This is a genomic window from Arsenophonus sp. PmNCSU2021_1, from assembly GCF_036919435.1.
GTDB classification, from domain to species: Bacteria; Pseudomonadota; Gammaproteobacteria; order Enterobacterales; family Enterobacteriaceae; genus Arsenophonus; species Arsenophonus nilaparvatae.
In genome coordinates this window covers 270409-287643 of sequence record NZ_JAZHPL010000010.1, presented here as the reverse complement: position 1 = coordinate 287643, position 17235 = coordinate 270409, and the positions used below count along the sequence as shown (strand labels likewise).

Below are 17235 nucleotides of genomic sequence, written 5' to 3'. Positions count from 1 at the left end.
GTGATGAATACGTTAGTGCAGAAGCCCATCATCAAACATCCATCCCTTAATGTAGTGAGGGCAAAAAACACCGCGATGTTGCCGATTAAACAAAAGGCGTCAATCGTTAAAAAAATAACAATACATGGCTTACAACTGATAACCAATCTCTGTCTTTATTTTCCCATAACGTTTATTTGGTTCACGGTCGCTTTTGCGTTAAGTGGAAATCTGGCAATCAGTTATCCAATTGAACCGGATGCGATGTACTTAACGTTTAATAACGTTGCCGAGCTGCTTGCCTCCGTTTTTCGTCTGTCCCTAGCTATCACCTTAATACTTTGTTTTTTGAGGTTGGCAATTGGGATTTTCCGGAAAAACTCTAACAATAAGGAGTCAACATAATGTTGAATTGTCGGGTATGGATTATTACTAGCATTGTGTTGCTCTCCGGTTGCGCGGGTATGAATAGTGAGTTTGAATTTGGCAAACCTGCTAAAGACTCCGGTTACTGGATGAGTGAAGCCGATGAGATGACGGATACAGCCAGTCATTCAACCGCCCAACATAAAGTCGAGGTCGTTAAGTCCGCTAAAGGATTTAACCTATCGGCTTACCGTTTGATTCAGTTAAACCCGATGCAAACAGCGGTAACATTGTTAACTGAGCGACCTCAGAACATAAACAACCCATTACGGTCACCCGCTAAAAATCTTTCTTCACGCTGGTTAACGAATAACGTTACCGCACAATCCAGTGCCGTCTGTCCGGCAAGTCCTTGTCTGGGTGAAATCAGCGCCCCGTCTCGACAGTCTGAGCGCATCACGCGCGCGTGGATTGCGCCTTATGTTTCACCGGATGAAGTCGTTCATACCGGCGAAGTGGTTTATTTCGTGACCACCCCGTCCAGCTGGGCAAATGTGGAGAAGCTGTGATGTTAAAACACGTCAATCCACTTAAAATCATTGAACTGGTAGGCAACGCCTTGATGGAAAAAGACACCACCCGTGAAACAGCGAAAAAGCTCGAGTCGATGGATTATCCGCATTTACGTGACTTGTTGCCCTATCGGGATTATGACGGCGACCATCAGCTGTTTATTAATCAGCATTCACTGGGCTTTTTGTTGGAAGCGCAACCCTTAATCGGTGCCAATGAAAAACTGGTGGAATCACTGGAAGAACTGGTTAAGAATAATTTACCGCGTGATATTCCGCTGCAGGTGATTTTACTGTCCAGTCAAACGGTGTATGAGAAATTAACCACCGGATTGCGTGATTTTAGCTGGCATGGCAATCGTGCCGATGAGTGCAATCAGATTACGCAGGGTTTTTATCTGGATGCCGCGCGTCATCAGTTTGCCAATCCCCAAAATTTACCACTGACGCTGAGAGACTATCATCTGTTTTTTGCTTTCTGCCAGCCGTGCAAGCGGATAACGGAAAGTGAAATCATCAAAATACGTGAAATCCGCCGTAATCTGTTAAGCGCACTCAATGCCTCGGATATTCATGCGGACAATGCATCAATTACCCGCTTTTTGCAAATGATGCGCGAAATGATTAACCCCGACACAGAAAGATTAAAACCGTACTCATCAGAATGGATAGAAGACAAAGACATTAATCAGCAGATTGTGCAAAACAATACCTGCTACTGGTTTAAACCGGGGTATGTGGAAATTACCGGACGCAATGAAGAAGATGAACTATTTTCGACCCGTGCCATGCATTTTAATCTCGACAGTAATCCCAGAGAGCACTATCTCTGGCAAAACGGCAACATCATTTCTAACCTGCTCAATCCGCAAAACGGCATCCGTTGCCCATTTGTGATGAGTTTTATCATACAAACCGAAGACCAGTCCCGTAGTCAGGGTGAAGCCAATAAGCAGTTTCTGGATTTGGAGCGGAAAGTCTCCTCGTCTTATGCCAAATATATCCCCTCAACCAAACGCCAGCACGCGGAATGGAAGAGTTTGCGCGAAGGCTTGCTGTCCACCGCGACGTCACTGTCCGGTTATTACTTCGGGGTTACGCTCTTTTGTCGTGATGATGAAGAGGAAGCGGCTAAAGAAGCGGAGCGCACCAAAAAAGCATTTTCTATGCAAGGGCTTAATATGGTCAGAGCCGATTTAATGCAGATGCGCAATTTCCTGGGTCATCTACCTTTTGCGGTTGGCGATAATCCGAAGCTCTGGAAAGACTTTTTAAAAACCGGGGCCATACAGCGTGCGGAGTCTTTTCAGGCGGTCAATCTCATGCCGATTATCGCCGATAACAAGCTCAGTCAGGCAGGGATAGTCTTCCCGAGTTACCGCCATCAACTGGCGTTTCTCGATATTTTTGACGCAAGTCTCCCTAACACGAATTTTAACTGGTTTGAATCCGGCACCTCCGGCGCGGGGAAATCGGTGTTGGCACAAACGATTGCCAGACAGGTTTTGGATAGTGGGGGTTATCTGTCCATCTTTGATATCGGGGATAGCTACAAAGCCTTTTGCCAGAGTGTGGGTGGCACCTACATTAACGGGGAAACCTTGCGCTTTAATCCGTTTGCCAACATTACCGATATCACCTTGAGCGCTGAGCGCATTCGTGACCAGTTATGCATTCTGGCCAGTCCTAATGGCTTGATGGATGAAGTGCATGAATCACTGATACTGGAAGCGATTACGGAATCCTGGCCTGACAAAAAACAGGATATGCGTATCGATGATGTCGTTAACTATCTAAAAAAACATCGCGGTAAAATCCAGGAAGCTAGCCGCATCACCGGTCGCATTGATGAAATTCTGGTACTGCTAAACAAATACACCACCAAAGCAACTGTCTTGAACAGTATATTTATGGAGCAACGTTATGATACGACTCATCCCATTCTTGGTTCTTTCTGAGAATCGCATTCAGGATAGTCAGCAGTTTGCGCATACAGGCAACCAGCGCCACTTTTTTGGCTTTTCCTGCTGCAACCAGCCGTGTGTAAAATGCTTTTATCACCGGATTGAAACGAGTTGCAACCAGTGCAGCCATGTACAAAGAGGTTCGAACTCCGGCCCGACCGCCAAAAATGGTTCGTCGGCCACGCATGGTTCCCGAGTCTCTATTAACAGGAGCTACCCCAACCAGTGCACTGATCTCCCTGCGCGAGAGTTTCCCTAACTCAGGGACTTCTGCCAGCAATGTAGCAGCAGTCATCATACCAATGCCTTTGATAGTACTTAGCCGCTCTGCAAGCTCGTTGAAATGATCCGTAATATGCTTATGCATATCCTCGTCAATCCGTTTAAGTTCATTTTCTAGTGCATTGATGATGTTACTGATGCTTTTTCTGTTTTGCGGGTGAGATGGATGCATCCGGTTTCTTTCAGCTACAAGCATTGCAATCAGCTGGCGTCTGCGCACCACCATAGCAGCAAGAATCTGACGCTCTGCATCAGGAATAGCCTGGATAAAACGTGACCGCTCAGGATGGCGGTTAATGACATCAGCCATCTGAGCTAAAACTCTGGCATCTATTCTATCAGTCTTTGCCAGATAGCCCATGGATCGAGCAAAGTCTCTGGCTTGCCTGGGATTGATAACGGCAACATCAAAACCTTCAGCCTGAAGAGCGCATGCAATCGCTGCCTCGAGACCACCTGTAGCTTCCATCAGAATCAAGGCTATGTTGTTCTTTTTCAGTTGATAAATGATGGTATCGAACCCGTCAGGGTTATTGCTGACTCTGAACTGCTCAATGTTATTGGTGCCTGCAATATCCAATGAAGCTTTAGAAACATCAATTCCTACACAAATTGGATTTAGCTGACTCATATTACCCATCCTTGCAAATACGTTATGAATTACGGACAACTGTTCGGGTTTCAGATGAGTGGCTAAGTGTATGCATCATTCGCTTTGCTACGGGCTATAAACCCCAGGGACAATCGGATTACATACACCTTGCCAAATCTAATCGCTATTATTATAACCAAATTTCAAGATACAAGGGACAATCGGATTACATACACCTTGCCAAATCTAATCGCTATTATTATAACCAAATTTCAAGATACAAGGGATATATGGCAAATATTTTAACAGCAGCGAGCCGACCTTAAAGCCCGATATGCGCTTTGTGGTCACCGAACTCGGTGGCTTAAAAGCCAATCGGGATTTGTTAATGGCAGTTTTATTTACGCTAATGCTCTGGTCAGAAAACCTGATGTACAACACGCCACGCAGTTTACGCAAGATGAACATCATTGATGAAGGCTGGAAACTGCTGGATGCCAAAAGCCCTAAAGTCCGCGATTTCATCGAAGAAGGTTACCGTACTGCCCGTCGGCATAATGGCTCCTTTGGCACCGTAACACAAAGCATCCGTGATAAAAATTTAAGTACGGCAGCATTGGCCGCTTATGACAATAGCAGTTTTAAATTTACGCTGATGCAGGATGCAAAAGCCTTTAATTCTTTTCAAAAAGAAGAACCTTCCGCCTTTAACGAGATGGAATGGGCATTAATTCAAAAGTTCCCCCCAGCCAGCCGTGCCGGATTTAGCGCCGTGCATTTAAGTGTGGGCGGTTATAGCAGCTTTCACCGATTGATGCTCGACCCGTTAAGTAATGAGCTTTTTTCCTCTCGAGGTGATGACTTCACCTATCGGGAGAAACGCCTAAAGGAAGGGGCAAATATCAATGACATTATTTTTGAAATGGCGCAACAGAAAGACCCCGCGTTATTGGCGAAATTAAAGCAAGTAAAACCATAAAAGGGAGAGGATTCCTCTGAACATTTTTTTTGAGGATTGAGTCTCTTAAATTGGCAAAGTGGATCAGTTTTGCATGATCGGTGACAAGCTTGAGGCAATTTCTTACTTGCCTCATGGGGTGGGATTGTAAAGATACAGAATTGGAGAAAATAAATGCAAAAAATACTCTGGATTTTAGGGATTTTTTGTTTGGGTTTGGCAATCGTTGAGTATTTCAGCCAAAAAACAACCAAACCTCGATGGGTCAACGCCGTGTTAAAGCCAAACGCCTATTTAAAAGCGATAATTTTGCTGATGGTGGCATTCACTGCTCGCAATCTCGGGCTGGATGTCAGTCAAATTCAGCTGTTCGCCGTTAACGCGAATCTGCCCTCGCCGCTGATATTTTTCCTTTCTTTAGGGCAGGCGGCATTAGTGTCTTCAGGTTTGTTTGCCATATTGGGCGTGACGACTAACATACTTGCCCTGAAAAAGCCTGTCAAAAAGGCATAACGCATGAAAACGACCGCCATCATCAATTTTATCACCGGCAGCTTATTAAGTGCTCTGCTGATGATTTCCGCACAACACGGGTTCTTTCCTCGGACGAACATTGTCACCTTTGATATGAAAAAAACCACTGACCGCTTTTTAGTGCAAGTGAGCAAACTGGACTTAACGGAGGCGCAAAAAGACCAACTCATTGCGAAATACAACAACAGCCTGAAGGCTGTTTTAGAAAAAAACGCGAAAGGTAACACGTTAATATTAGTGAGTGGTGCGGTGATGGCAGGGGCAGTAGATAAAACGGCTGATATCCAGCAACAAATTGCCGAGGCGATGAAAAACCATGAATAAGTGGCTGCCTTGCATCGGTATTTTGATGAATTTCAGTGCAGGAAGTTTGGCAACTGAAATCGGCACGTTTGGTGACGTGTGGGAGATAGCGGAACAAAACCTGCTGACGGTAATTGAGGGGCAGGTGGAGAGTGCCTTTTTAGGCAATGAGGAGAAAATTCACCAGGAATGGCGTGACCGGGTAACAAAAAATGCCGAGCGTCCTGAACCGGTACAGGGACTCACCAAAGCGGTGAAAAATACCACGCGGACGTTTGACCCCAGCTTTACGGTCACCAAAGATATTCGTGACCACAATGGTACCGTCTTTGCGCGCAAAGGGCAGAAGGTGAATCCGTTTGATATTACCCCCTTTAATGAAACACTTTATTTCATCGATGGTGATGACGAAAAACAGCTGGCCTGGATCGCCGCGCAAAAACCGACGACCGCCATCAAAAAAATCATTTTAGTGAACGAGAATATAAAAACAACGGCCGAGACCTTAAATCAGCGTATTTACTTTGACCAAGGTGGCGTTTTAGTGAACCGGTTTGGCATTGAGCGATTACCCAGTGTCGTGGATGAAATGCCGAATCAACCCTTACTACGGATAACTGAGGTGGCGTTAAAATGAGTCAGTTTGAAGATTTAGAAGTCAGTCCCGAAAAACCCTATCACCACTGTATTTATCTTTATCCTGCCAGTGGGACGCTTGAACAGGAAATAGGGGAAGAGCTGAGAGCGATGATGAATGTCGGTATTCCTGATATGTGTATTTGTTTATTCGATCACTCAGACCCAGAAATTGAACATTTTGACGTTTTAATTGAATTCAGTCATCAAGTAGCCGCTGAATTTTTGCCTGACGACAAAGTTTACGTTTTTGATGAAACAAAAACGGATGCCGACATTGGTGATGAATTATTCAATCGGTTGATGAGCTTGAAAAAAGGCACTGAAATCAGAATACAAAAACAGGTGAGTTTATGAAAAGTCGTATCACAGTGGGTTTATTCATGAGCGCATTACTGTTGCCGGCTGCGGTATTAGCCGAAACAACACGCTGTACACCAAAACGTACCGAGGGCGTCACGATTATTGAATTAGCAGATTGTAAAGTGCTGAACGCGGAAGAAATCCAAAAAAGCGCCATTGAAAATATCAGCACAAATTTTGGTGGCATGCATCCGGTCATTAATGCAAAAGGAAGCGTCACGCTTGTCGCGGCTTATGATTATGCGTGTGCCGACTGTAAAAAAATGGCACCGATGTTGTTAACGCTGGCAAAAAACCACCCCGATATTCGCGTGATATTTCGAAATACGCAAGGTGAATTACCGAATGCCCAATTAGCGGCGCAGGCTGAAAAAAAGGTCTGGATATTACAGGGAGAGAAGGCCTTTATGCACTATTTTAGCCAGCTATTTAAGGGGCAATCCGTAAAGGATGCGATGTTTGGCGTAGGAATTGCGTTTGCTGGCACGAAAGAGGAACTTTTGGGATGGGATGTCACGAGCGACAAGATAGCCAAGCAAACCAAATACTTCCTGGAAGAGTTAAATATTAAAACCACACCCGCTTTCATTGTTACTGCCACCAAAAATCCAGACGTGAACAGCACCACAATGTTAACCGGTGTGGTCGATGAAAAAACGTTATTAGCTGCCGTCCAAAAAGCGAAGCGAGGTGCATAATGAAAACGCGACGCTTGCACGTATTGTTCGCTTTTTTGCTACTAACTCCGATGCTGTCGGCAAAAGCGTCATTGTGTGAGGGTCGCTGGGTCAATCCCATTACCGATATCTGCTGGCGCTGTTTGTTTCCAATTAGCCTTGGTGATATCAGTTTAAATAACAGTAGCCTGCCGGATACGCGTAATCCCTCTTCCCCGATTCAGTTATGCCCAGCGCCCCCCCCGTTATTTCAGCGCATTGGTCTTGCGATAGGTTTCTGGGAGCCGTTTGCCATGACCGATGTTACCCGCGCGCCGATGTGCATGGTCAATATGGGCGGTTTCACCATTCCGATAGGACAAATTGGCATGGGAAAAGGCACCAAAGGCGCGAATGAAAATCCAGGCGGGATGTACCACGTTCACTGGTATAAATATCCGCTGATTAGCTGGCTTAATATCTTGACCACCATTGGCTGTATGCAAGGCGGGGAATATGACATTGGTTATCTCTCTGAACTTGACCCGATGTGGATGGACGACAATCTAGCACTCTTTACTAATCCAGAGGCGCTGCTATTTGGCAATAGCATCGCGCAGTTAGCCTGTGCCGCCGATGCGATTGCCAGTGAAGCCCGTTTGCCACTCGATGCGCTCTTTTGGTGCGCGGGTTCTCACGGCTCGATGTATCCATTCACGGGGACGGTTTATTCCGAAAGCAGTGGCATTAATAGTGCGTTATTACTCACTGAGCGGATGAATTTTAAATTACATCGCCAAGGCATGATTTGGGACACGATTGGCGAAAACAAGGCGGTATGTCAGGAATACCCGACCGTCATTATGCCGAAAAGCCGTTATCGCTATCAGATGGTCAATCCCGTGCCGGATGCCAATCAGTGCCATCCGACCGGTCGCAGTATTATTCGCTGGCAAACGGGTAAAGAAATGCCCAACACCAAAAAGAATTACGGCTATCTAGTGTGGAAAAAACGCAACTGTGTGGTGCTTTAGGAGGATAACGATGCGGAAACTACCATTACTATTTCTATTAATTTTACTCCCTTCAGCCACCACACAGGCAGAAGAGGGCGCGCCGTTAGCAAGTGTACAGCAAGAAACCGCCTATTTTTTATCATCCAGCATCCCCGAAAAAACGTTAGTGCCGCTATTAAAATCAGCACAGACAAAAGTAATTCCAGTCTATTTTAATGGACTGATTGACAACAGCATGGAAAAAACCGCCCGTTACTTGCTCAATCTGATGCAAAAATATCAGGTAGCGGGTATCCAGATTGACCCGCTGCGCTTTGACTATTATGGCATTACCCAGGTTCCTGCACTGGTTAAACGCTGTGGCAAGACATTTGATGTCGTGTATGGGTCATTGGCGCTGGAGGAAGGATTAACGCAAATCAGTCGTCATGGAGCGTGCCGTGATGAATAAAATACTGACCGTGCCACTCTTTATGTTTGCGATATCGGCTTTTGCCAACGATATGGATAATGCCGCGAAAGAAGGTTATGACCTCGCTGAACAAACGCAAAAGCAGACAGAATCTGCGCTAAAGGATTTTCAGCCGCAAAAAGAACTGCCTAATTTTACCGCTAGCCCCAATGAGGCGGATTTTTATCAAGATGCATCAAAAATAGGCAATGCCGCCAATCAGTCCCTAAATGACAGTGAGTTAGGCAAGCTCGCCCGTGAAACCTATATCAACAATCCCAAGGATAAAATCGACTGGCAATCGGATATGGTAAAAAACAGCCAAACCATTCAGGAAAATGCCGAAGGCATTACGGCAGGAAGTTTTGATAAGTGCAGCAAAAAAAGTATTAGCCAGTCAAGCTTTAAAGCGCATGTTTGCGAGCGGGGAAAAACGATAGTCAGTACCTGTACCAACACAGCAAGCGTTGAATGGACAAGTGAAACCCAAACCAAAACCGTCACCCGCGTTTATCAATTACAAAACCTGCCTTTCCATAAGGAAGGAAGGCAGATTGTTGCGGTTATCACGCCAGATGTGGATGGCACGATAGAAAAAGTAACTTATGCTCACCCAGGTTGCCATCGTTGCTATGGCGGTGTGGAAGTTTCAGGGCTTGGCGGTGATTTCTTTTATTGGATAGGTTCAAGACAGACGCTGAGTGGAGAACTGAATATAACTGACCGAACATTCAGTCAAAGTCGACCCATCCGATTCTCACACAACGATCGAGATAGCGCCAAAAGATATCGCTTTAATAGCCCCGCCAAATTAACGTTGCACTTTACCGTAAAAGTCAATGAAACAATCTGGCATCCAAAAGTCGTTTGGACAGCGAACTGCCCCGTTGATAAGGCCAACGCGGTCAAAACCAAAGCGGGGGGCAGTCAAAAAGGAGAAACTCGTTATGTCGTTAAAGACGGCAAACGTTATCCTGTCACACTCCCTTGCTGGCAAGAATCCGAACAGTGGGTGGTCTCTGAAAACGATGACAATACCTGTGGTCGTTGGGAAAAAGACCCAAATTGCAGTGAAGGGACACGCCAGTGTTTGCAGAAAATCGGCAATTTATGCGTTAAAGAATCGGTCAATTTCCAGTGCCAGCAAACCACGCAGGGGGAAGGGTTTCTCTGTGGCGGTAAATTCTACTGCTCAGACGGCAAGTGTGCCGCCATTGCTTCGGGTAAAAACAATGACTTTGGCGAAGCAGTATCACAATTAGCCGCACTCGCTAAAGCCGGTAAAGATATCAGTGGAGATGGCAAAAATATCAGTGCCTTTACCGGTAAACCGATGGCGTGCCGTAAAACGGCGATTGGTTTTAGCAATTGCTGTAAAAGCAGCGGTTGGGGACAGGATATTGGGCTGGCCAGTTGTGACAGTGAAGAAAAAGCGATTGGTAAAGCCAAAGAAAAAGGGTTGGTGGTCGATGTGGGGGAATTTTGCGCCGAAGACGTGTTAGGTGTGTGTTTACGCAAAAAGCACAGCTATTGCGTGTTTGACAGTAAGCTCGCGCAGATTGTGCAAGCCCAAGGTCGAGATGGTCAACTGGGCATGGGGTTTGGCAGTGCTAAACATCCCGACTGTCGCGGACTGACGATTGACGAATTGCAGCGGGTGAAATTTGATGCGCTGGATTTCACCGAATTTTATGACGAACTCAATAGCCAAACGAAACTACCTGATAGTCAGAAGCTCACTGAAAAAATCAGTCAGCAGATTAAAAACGAATTACGGGGGCGCAAATCATGAAACGCCTTTTGTTAAGTGGCGTGCTGGTATCGGCGATGGTTACCGCAAAGCCGGACGATGGCTATCACTATTCCCCTGCGGTCGGTTGGCATTGGTATAACGAACCGGCACCGCAACAGGAAACGCTGGAAGCACCGTCATCACCGCAAAAAACACTGTCAGCCGTGGAAACCATGCAAAAAATTAAAGCCCTGGGCGATGAATTACGCAATGCTGCGGTGCTCGACCCGAAATCGCCGGAAAAATTGGCGTGCTGGATGGCATTTCAAAACTACTGGTCGGATAACGCCAGCCAGTTTTCAGCTACCTGGCAGAAGGTACTATTGCTCAAACCGGAACTCGATTACAACAACCGGCATTCCCATTATAACGCCACGGCAACCCTGTCTTACGCGAACGAGCGTAAAGCACAAACTGCTGCCATCAAAGCCGTCAATGAACGTTATGGGGTCTTTTTCTTCTATCGCGGGAATGCGCCCCTAGACAACAAGCTCGCCCAGGTGGTGCGGGAATTTGCCCAGCAATACCAGATGGCGGTGATGCCAATTAGTGTCGATGGCGTCATCAACCCTGAATTACCCAACAGCCAGAAAGACCGAGGACAGGCGGCAAAAATGCAGATTCGCTATTTCCCTGCACTCTTTTTGGTTGACCCGAGCACGGGCAGCTACCATCCACTGGCCTATGGCTTTATCAGCCAGGATGATTTAGCCAAGCGGCTGCTCAATCGCGTCACTGATTTTGCGCCGAGGGATTAACGATGAAAACACTATTTGCTTTTTTTATACTGCTTTTCGTCATCCCCGCTAACGCGGATGTGATTGACAAAATCGCTGCACTCGAAAAACACAAGACAGCGGCAGGAGATACCCCAACGCAACCGCGCACAGTGCCCAAAGCGAAGCCCCAGTCTTTTCACTTATCGACCGGTCAGGCACTTAACATCACCCATTGGCAAATCGTGCATTTTATGAAATCCGATTGTCAGTATTGTCAGCAGTTTAATCCCATCCTGCATGCCACCGTGCAGCAACTGGGCATTCCAATCTTTGTGTACAGTTTTGACGGGCTGGGCGATAGCACCTTTACCAACGTATTACCGGTAACCCCTGATGTGATTGGTGAGTTTTTCCCTGAATTACCGCAGGTGACCCCAACGAATTTCATTGTTAACACCCAAACACTGGTCGCCATTCCGGTTTCGCAAGGCATGTTGAGTGCAACGGCCTTCGTTAACCGACTGGAACAGTCTTTTCTACTGGCTGAAAAACTGGGGGTATTGCAATGAAAAAACGCAATAACCTCATCGCCCTAATGCTGTTTGCTGCCACAACGCATGCCGGTATCAATGAAGATTTAAACAAGTTTTTCCAACAACTCGACAGCGGCAGTGGCGGGAATGTCACGCAAGCGGCGGCCTGGCAGGGACAGGCTGCCGGTTATCTCACGGGTGGGTCGCTGTTTCTGCGTAATCCCGTCAGGCAAATCCAGCTTATCTCGGTCACCTTACCCGAAGTGAAATCCGGTTGCGGTGGCATTGATGCCTATCTGGGATCATTTAGCTTTATTAACTCCGACCAGATAAAAGTGATGGCCAAACAGATTTTAAGTAATGCCGCCGGTTACGCCTTTGACCTAGCATTGGAAACCGCACTACCGCAAGTGAAAGCGGTTAAGGACTATCTACAGAAGCTGGCGACCGATATTAACAATACCAATATCTCCACCTGTCAGGCGGCACAAGGGATTATCGGTGGACTGGGGCCAAAAAATCAGGCCAACACCCAACATATTTGTCAGGATATCGCGGGTAACCACAGCGTTTTTGCTGATTGGGCAGCGTCCCGTCAGGGCTGTGGCGTGGGCAATGAAACCAGTAAGGTGTTTAACCATGCCAATGACGAAGAGAAAAAGCGGATACCGCGCAATCGCAACTTAACCTGGAGTGCCTTTGAGAAAATTAATCAGTTTATAAGTAGTGACAGGGAATTAAAGGAGCTGATGATGTCGCTGGTCGGCACCGTGATTTATGGCAATCTCGGAGAGTTATCGATATTGCCAGGGCTAGGGGCAAGTGACAGTGTGATGGACGCAATTTTAAAAGGTGGCACAACGGAGGTGTATCGTTGTGACGATGTCACGCAATGCTTGAAGCCCACGAAGAGCAAAATCACAGTGACCGCCAGCCATGGCATGATAGCACAAATCCAAAAGTTGTTGTCAAGCCTGTTTAAAAAATCCACCACCGATGCGGCATTAACCGACAAGGAGACGGCCTTGATTGGCAGTACCCGCGTCCAAATCCTGCGCTATGTGATTGACAGCGCCTCACTCAGTCTCGATGAATCGATAGTCACATCGCTGGCTGAATACATCGCCAGCGATATGGTGGTGAGCTATATCGACGGCCTGATTGATTTAGTGGAGGTGGCAGGCGCAGGGAGTCTGAATACCGAAGAAGAAAACAAACAGTTTCAAAACAGCCTTAAAACCGTGCGCGAGAAAATGGCGCTGCGCTTAACCAAAATGCGCATTAATCAAAGTCATCTGCTGGAGCTTGAGCGCAATTTGCACTATTTGCGCCAGCAACTCTCATCAGGGTTGTCTGACCGATTGATGAGCAACTATCAGTTTGGAGGATAAAGATGGTGTTAGATACCTGGTTTATCAGCGGGGGTGATATGGTGACCCAAACCTTAAATGCGGTGGCGGCGATGGTTAATCACCGCACCTGGGGTGGGCTGCTTTATCTGGCCGAAACGCTCGGCATTTTAACCTGCGTCATGACGTACGTTAAAACCCATGACTTAAAAGGGCTTTTTGCCTGGGGATTCACCTTCGTTTGTGTGACGGCATTATTGCTTACACCGAAAGTCACGGTGGTGGTCAACGACCTGACAAGGCCAGACAAAATCAATCGGGTGGATAATGTGCCAGTAGGATTAGCCACCCCACTTTGGTTGCTCACCGGTATCGGCCATTCAGTAGCGACATTTTATGATGACTTTTTCCATCTCCCCGACAGTGTTGCCTACAGCAAAACGGGCTTAATGTTTGGGCAAAAACTGATGCAGGAATCCCTGACTTTTCACAGCCACAGTCCTGAGATTAACGCTAATTTCAGTGAATACGTCAAAAACTGTGTGATACCCGATATTCAGCTTAACCACAAATACAGCTTAAGCCAGCTACTCAATACCCGTGATATCTACAGCCTGATTTTCTCCAAACCCAGTCCCTTAAGAGGCATTTATTATCAGGGGTGGGGGTCTGAAAATACTGAAGGCGCACGCAGTCAGTTTATGACCTGCCAGCAAGCCACCGTGAAACTTAAAGCGCTGCTTAATCTGGATACCACAGGCTCCGGCAGCACACTGATGTTTTATGCACGAAAGCTCTTTCCAGGTCGCCACGATGCGTCAGTGGTATTACCACATATGCTCGAAGGCAGCTACAACTACTTTATGAAAGCCAGCCAATCTGCCGCCGATATTTTAAAACAGAACATCATGATAGCGGGCTTAAGAAAAGGCTTTAACGCCTACGCCGCAGCCATGAATGACCCCGCAGGGTTAAATCTCATTACCACCGAGCAATCGCTGGCCAAAATGCGCTTATCCCATCAGGCCAGTTATCATCTAGCCAGTGAAATGCTACCGCAACTGAATACCGTGTTGATGCTTTTATGTATTTCGCTCTTTCCGATTATGGCGTTAGCGCTCTTTGTCAGAGAAATTACGTACAAGGTCATCATTAATTACCTGAATATCATGGGTAGCCTGATGTTGTGGCCAGTGATGTTTGCTATCTTTAATCATATTTATAATTTTATGATGGCGACCACCTTGAATGGGGAGAGCGTGACATTTTCCAATCTGGACAGACTCACCCAGACCGGCAGCACGACGGCGGGTATTGCCGGCTGGATGATGATGTCGATTCCGTTTTTAAGTTTTAAGCTCTTCACCGCCCTCGGACAACAGATTGCCAGTGCCGGCTCCTATCTGGGTAATGCCCTGGCAGGGGCAACGACCGCCGATGCGTCAGCGGTGGCGAGCGGCAATTACAACATGGCCAATATGCAGGTGGAGAATATCAATGGCTTTAAGACCGATTTAAATCGGAGTTTCAAAGCGGGACTCTCCAGTCAGCAAATCGATAACGGGGCGGTGATTAGCACCACTCAAAGTGGTCAGCATATTGTCGATACCACCCAAGCCATCTCGAAATTGCCGTTTAGTTTAGACACCAGTTCGATGCTCGATACCAGCTTCAGTAAAGCGTTAAGTAGTCAACACCGCGAGACCGAAAGCTACCATCAGGGCTTAAAAAGTGCGATTTCGGATACCTACAATATCTCGACCGCGTTAAGTAACCAGTTTAACAAGCAAGGGTCATTTGAAAGCGGGTTAACCGGTGAACAGCGTCAAGCGATAGAGGATATTCAGAGACAATCCCAACAGGCAAAATCTTCTCTTTCATCAAATAACAGTACATCAAGAGAAGATACAACTTCCACGGACAGAATAGATAATGTTTCTTTGGGTATATCAGGCAGTCTTAGTGGTAGTAAAGGTGCTTTATCAGGGAAAGGAGAAGCCTCTTATAGACATACATGGACAGACAAGAACACAGAATCTGCATCAAAAAGCAATAAAACATCAGAAGATCTGCAGGTAGCAAGGGATTTTTCTGCCAGTCAATCCGCATCGTTCATAAGAAACATGACCGATAATGAGGTTAGCCGGATTTCCAACGCGGAAACACGATCTTTAGTGAGAGATTTACGAGCCTCACTGCAAAATACCAGCGAAAACTTCGCCGGATTTACCGCAAGTCAAACCAAAGAACAAACGATCTCTGAACAAGCCAATTTAACCGAAACCCAACGCCTAAGTGCTTCACATCGCCTGGAGCAGGAGTTTACCCTGTTTGCGTATTCGCGTTTAGGTGAAGCCGAAGCAAGTCATGTGTTAACTGATTCCGGAACACCTGCGATCAGGGCGCAGCGTGAAGCGCTGGTGAGCGAGTTCAGTGATCGGATAGCCGATGATATTCGGCATAATCACTTTGCCAATCAAGCAGTGGTGGCCAGTCATTATCAGGGTATGCAGGTACCTCATGATGCCAGCCAATATAATCCAGCTGGCTTTAATCAAAATGACGCACAATTGGAAAAGCAAGCCAACAAAGGCCAAATCCGGCAACACCAGACCATTGTTAATCCTGAAACCGGTGAAAGCAATAAGGTCAGCCTACTTGAATCTGCCGAGGCCAATACCGGTGAATATGCGAAAGCGATGAGAGCAGAAAAAACCGATTTTGGGCACCACGTGGCACCGACTCAGGATAAAATAATTGCCAATGAAAAGGCGATAAATAAGGAAAAATCGGCTAATATTAATAGATATGAAGAGAAGGGGGGCAAATGAAATTTTTAACCTTTATCATCATGATAGTAACGCTTGAATCATTATGTTTGTTTTTCTTTAAACAGACATTTTCTATGATTAGTATGTCAATCATAACAGTTTGTGGTTTTCTTTGTTTTACTGCAAAAAACTGGAAAACCTATAACAAAGTAATAAAAAAGGGGGTGGTTGGAATATTTTGTTTTGGAATAATGCTGATATTCTTAAAGGAACACCTAAATATAACACCACAGAGTACTGATTCGGTGACCGATGAGCTCTATGTTTTATCTATTACCTTCTGTTTTATTTTATTAGTTATGGCTGTTTTTTTTATCAAATTCAATGCTAATAATAACTCACACAATATATTGAATGAAGACCTAGATTATAACCCCGCTACAGGACTTCCTATGTGTGGTGGTCTTGATGCAGGTGGTAATCCCTACGGCGTCAGCGATGATTAATCGTTTTATCTAAAAACCAAATAACTTCATTTCACTTGTTCAATTTAATGTTCAAGTGACTTCTTATACCTTAATTCAAGGAGTTTTTAAAAATGGCACATCCTTTTAAGCATTTAATTTTGGTCAGTTTCATCTCGACTTCACTAGCCCTTACCGGCTGTAGTGCAGTCAGCACAGCAGTGAAAAAACGCAACCTCGAAGTAAAAACCCAAATGAGTGAAACGATTTGGTTAGATCCGGCTTCTCAGAAAACCGTTTACTTGCAAATTAAAAACACCTCTGACAAAGATATGTCGGATTTGGCGAGCTTGATTAGAAAAGCGGTGGAAGCGAAAGGCTATACCGTGGTGAATAACCCCAATGCCGCCTATTACTGGATACAGGCCAACGTGTTAAAGGCCGATAAGATGGACTTAAGAGATGCCCAACGCTTTTTATCGCAAGGTTATGAAGGCGCTGCCCTTGGCGCAGCAGTGGGCGCAAGTGCCATGGCTTATAACATCGATTCCACCGGCGGCGCATTAGGCGTTGGATTAGCCGCAGGGCTGGTTGGCGCCGCGGTCGATGCGATGGTAGAGGATGTGAATTATACGATGATAACCGACTTGCAAATTAGCGCCTTAAGCAAAGGCGTTAATGTGACGGTAAATGATACTGCGCGCTTAAAACAGGGCACCTCAGGCGCTAAACTTCAAACCAGCACCGAAACCACCAACCGTCATAAATACCAGACGCGCATTGTGTCTAATGCCAACAAGGTCAATCTGAAATTTAAAGAAGCGAAACCGGAACTCGAAAACCAGTTAGCCAACAGCATCGCCAATATTCTTTAATTTCTCACAAAATAAAGCCCAGTTAATTTCACGCTTTTCGATAACGAATTGGGCTTCTCT

The 17235-nt window shown here is 46.0% G+C and carries 19 protein-coding genes; 18 read left to right on the top strand and 1 reads right to left on the bottom strand.

The genetic code is table 11. From position 1 onward, the window contains the following. Nucleotides 1-3: 3 nt before the first annotated feature. The 3 genes from V3224_RS24195 to V3224_RS24185 are packed head-to-tail and all read left to right on the top strand — an operon-like array spanning nt 4 to nt 2875. Nucleotides 4-384, top strand: a complete 381-nt coding sequence (locus tag V3224_RS24195; RefSeq protein ID WP_334473179.1) for a hypothetical protein — start codon at nt 4-6, stop codon at nt 382-384. After that, on the top strand, nt 384-914 hold the full coding sequence (gene traV, locus V3224_RS24190; RefSeq protein ID WP_334473177.1) for a type IV conjugative transfer system lipoprotein TraV: 531 nt from the start codon (nt 384-386) through the stop codon (nt 912-914). Before V3224_RS24195 ends, traV begins: the two co-directional genes overlap by 1 nt. Next, nucleotides 914-2875, top strand: a complete 1962-nt coding sequence (locus V3224_RS24185) for a TraC family protein (RefSeq protein ID WP_334473176.1) — start codon at nt 914-916, stop codon at nt 2873-2875. Before traV ends, V3224_RS24185 begins: the two co-directional genes overlap by 1 nt. Here V3224_RS24185 and V3224_RS24180 read toward each other — a convergent pair. Next, complete coding sequence (locus tag V3224_RS24180) at nt 2826-3794, bottom strand: IS110 family transposase (RefSeq protein WP_032115191.1); 969 nt, start codon at nt 3792-3794, stop codon at nt 2826-2828. The genes V3224_RS24185 and V3224_RS24180 overlap by 50 nt on opposite strands. A 238-nt stretch (nt 3795-4032) precedes the next feature. Here V3224_RS24180 and V3224_RS24175 point away from each other — a divergent pair, with 238 nt between their 5' ends. From V3224_RS24175 to traT, 15 genes are all read left to right on the top strand, one after another. Next, nucleotides 4033-4734: a TraG/VirB4 family ATPase gene (locus V3224_RS24175; protein ID WP_334473243.1), complete on the top strand. Its 702-nt coding sequence runs from the start codon at nt 4033-4035 to the stop codon at nt 4732-4734. Between the two features lie 153 nt (nt 4735-4887). After that, complete coding sequence (locus tag V3224_RS24170) at nt 4888-5226, top strand: hypothetical protein (protein ID WP_334473175.1); 339 nt, start codon at nt 4888-4890, stop codon at nt 5224-5226. Between the two features lie 3 nt (nt 5227-5229). Next, nucleotides 5230-5571: a TrbI F-type domain-containing protein gene (locus V3224_RS24165; RefSeq protein WP_334473173.1), complete on the top strand. Its 342-nt coding sequence runs from the start codon at nt 5230-5232 to the stop codon at nt 5569-5571. Continuing rightward, a complete protein-coding gene (gene traW, locus V3224_RS24160; RefSeq protein ID WP_334473172.1) occupies nt 5564-6187 on the top strand; it encodes a type-F conjugative transfer system protein TraW in 624 nt (207 codons plus the stop codon). Before V3224_RS24165 ends, traW begins: the two co-directional genes overlap by 8 nt. Then, nucleotides 6184-6543, top strand: a complete 360-nt coding sequence (locus V3224_RS24155; protein WP_334473170.1) for a hypothetical protein — start codon at nt 6184-6186, stop codon at nt 6541-6543. The genes traW and V3224_RS24155 overlap by 4 nt, the downstream gene beginning before the upstream one ends. Continuing rightward, nucleotides 6540-7247: a hypothetical protein gene (locus tag V3224_RS24150; RefSeq protein ID WP_334473169.1), complete on the top strand. Its 708-nt coding sequence runs from the start codon at nt 6540-6542 to the stop codon at nt 7245-7247. The genes V3224_RS24155 and V3224_RS24150 overlap by 4 nt, the downstream gene beginning before the upstream one ends. After that, a complete protein-coding gene (traU, locus tag V3224_RS24145; RefSeq protein ID WP_334473167.1) occupies nt 7247-8239 on the top strand; it encodes a conjugal transfer pilus assembly protein TraU in 993 nt (330 codons plus the stop codon). The genes V3224_RS24150 and traU overlap by 1 nt, the downstream gene beginning before the upstream one ends. Before the next feature lie 10 nt (nt 8240-8249). Continuing rightward, a complete protein-coding gene (trbC, locus tag V3224_RS24140; RefSeq protein ID WP_334473166.1) occupies nt 8250-8672 on the top strand; it encodes a type-F conjugative transfer system pilin assembly protein TrbC in 423 nt (140 codons plus the stop codon). Further along, a complete protein-coding gene (traN, locus tag V3224_RS24135; RefSeq protein WP_334473165.1) occupies nt 8665-10464 on the top strand; it encodes a type-F conjugative transfer system mating-pair stabilization protein TraN in 1800 nt (599 codons plus the stop codon). The genes trbC and traN overlap by 8 nt, the downstream gene beginning before the upstream one ends. Beyond that, on the top strand, nt 10461-11222 hold the full coding sequence (traF, locus tag V3224_RS24130) for a type-F conjugative transfer system pilin assembly protein TraF (protein WP_334473164.1): 762 nt from the start codon (nt 10461-10463) through the stop codon (nt 11220-11222). The genes traN and traF (V3224_RS24130) overlap by 4 nt, the downstream gene beginning before the upstream one ends. A gap of 2 nt (nt 11223-11224) precedes the next feature. After that, a complete protein-coding gene (gene traF, locus V3224_RS24125) occupies nt 11225-11752 on the top strand; it encodes a conjugal transfer protein TraF (protein WP_334473163.1) in 528 nt (175 codons plus the stop codon). Beyond that, entirely contained in the window at nt 11749-13107 is a 1359-nt protein-coding gene (locus V3224_RS24120; RefSeq protein ID WP_334473162.1) for a conjugal transfer protein TraH, read from the top strand. Before traF (V3224_RS24125) ends, V3224_RS24120 begins: the two co-directional genes overlap by 4 nt. Before the next feature lie 2 nt (nt 13108-13109). Next, on the top strand, nt 13110-15896 hold the full coding sequence (traG, locus tag V3224_RS24115; RefSeq protein WP_334473161.1) for a conjugal transfer mating-pair stabilization protein TraG: 2787 nt from the start codon (nt 13110-13112) through the stop codon (nt 15894-15896). Next, nucleotides 15893-16342, top strand: coding sequence for a hypothetical protein (locus V3224_RS24110; RefSeq protein ID WP_334473160.1), 450 nt, complete (start codon nt 15893-15895; stop codon nt 16340-16342). Before traG ends, V3224_RS24110 begins: the two co-directional genes overlap by 4 nt. Before the next feature lie 92 nt (nt 16343-16434). Continuing rightward, a complete protein-coding gene (traT, locus tag V3224_RS24105) occupies nt 16435-17175 on the top strand; it encodes a complement resistance protein TraT (RefSeq protein WP_334473159.1) in 741 nt (246 codons plus the stop codon). Nucleotides 17176-17235 lie beyond the last annotated feature (60 nt).

What these genes read in the sequence shown, in the direction of transcription:
- V3224_RS24195 (WP_334473179.1), top strand. Translation starts at nt 4, where the DNA reads ATGAATACGTTAGTGCAGAAGCCCATCATCAAACATCCATCCCTTAAT.
- traV (WP_334473177.1), top strand. Translation starts at nt 384, where the DNA reads ATGTTGAATTGTCGGGTATGGATTATTACTAGCATTGTGTTGCTCTCC.
- V3224_RS24185 (WP_334473176.1), top strand. Translation starts at nt 914, where the DNA reads ATGTTAAAACACGTCAATCCACTTAAAATCATTGAACTGGTAGGCAAC.
- V3224_RS24180 (WP_032115191.1), bottom strand. Translation starts at nt 3,794, where the DNA reads ATGAGTCAGCTAAATCCAATTTGTGTAGGAATTGATGTTTCTAAAGCT.
- V3224_RS24170 (WP_334473175.1), top strand. Translation starts at nt 4,888, where the DNA reads ATGCAAAAAATACTCTGGATTTTAGGGATTTTTTGTTTGGGTTTGGCA.
- V3224_RS24165 (WP_334473173.1), top strand. Translation starts at nt 5,230, where the DNA reads ATGAAAACGACCGCCATCATCAATTTTATCACCGGCAGCTTATTAAGT.
- traW (WP_334473172.1), top strand. Translation starts at nt 5,564, where the DNA reads ATGAATAAGTGGCTGCCTTGCATCGGTATTTTGATGAATTTCAGTGCA.
- V3224_RS24155 (WP_334473170.1), top strand. Translation starts at nt 6,184, where the DNA reads ATGAGTCAGTTTGAAGATTTAGAAGTCAGTCCCGAAAAACCCTATCAC.
- V3224_RS24150 (WP_334473169.1), top strand. Translation starts at nt 6,540, where the DNA reads ATGAAAAGTCGTATCACAGTGGGTTTATTCATGAGCGCATTACTGTTG.
- traU (WP_334473167.1), top strand. Translation starts at nt 7,247, where the DNA reads ATGAAAACGCGACGCTTGCACGTATTGTTCGCTTTTTTGCTACTAACT.
- trbC (WP_334473166.1), top strand. Translation starts at nt 8,250, where the DNA reads ATGCGGAAACTACCATTACTATTTCTATTAATTTTACTCCCTTCAGCC.
- traN (WP_334473165.1), top strand. Translation starts at nt 8,665, where the DNA reads ATGAATAAAATACTGACCGTGCCACTCTTTATGTTTGCGATATCGGCT.
- traF (WP_334473164.1), top strand. Translation starts at nt 10,461, where the DNA reads ATGAAACGCCTTTTGTTAAGTGGCGTGCTGGTATCGGCGATGGTTACC.
- traF (WP_334473163.1), top strand. Translation starts at nt 11,225, where the DNA reads ATGAAAACACTATTTGCTTTTTTTATACTGCTTTTCGTCATCCCCGCT.
- V3224_RS24120 (WP_334473162.1), top strand. Translation starts at nt 11,749, where the DNA reads ATGAAAAAACGCAATAACCTCATCGCCCTAATGCTGTTTGCTGCCACA.
- traG (WP_334473161.1), top strand. Translation starts at nt 13,110, where the DNA reads ATGGTGTTAGATACCTGGTTTATCAGCGGGGGTGATATGGTGACCCAA.
- V3224_RS24110 (WP_334473160.1), top strand. Translation starts at nt 15,893, where the DNA reads ATGAAATTTTTAACCTTTATCATCATGATAGTAACGCTTGAATCATTA.
- traT (WP_334473159.1), top strand. Translation starts at nt 16,435, where the DNA reads ATGGCACATCCTTTTAAGCATTTAATTTTGGTCAGTTTCATCTCGACT.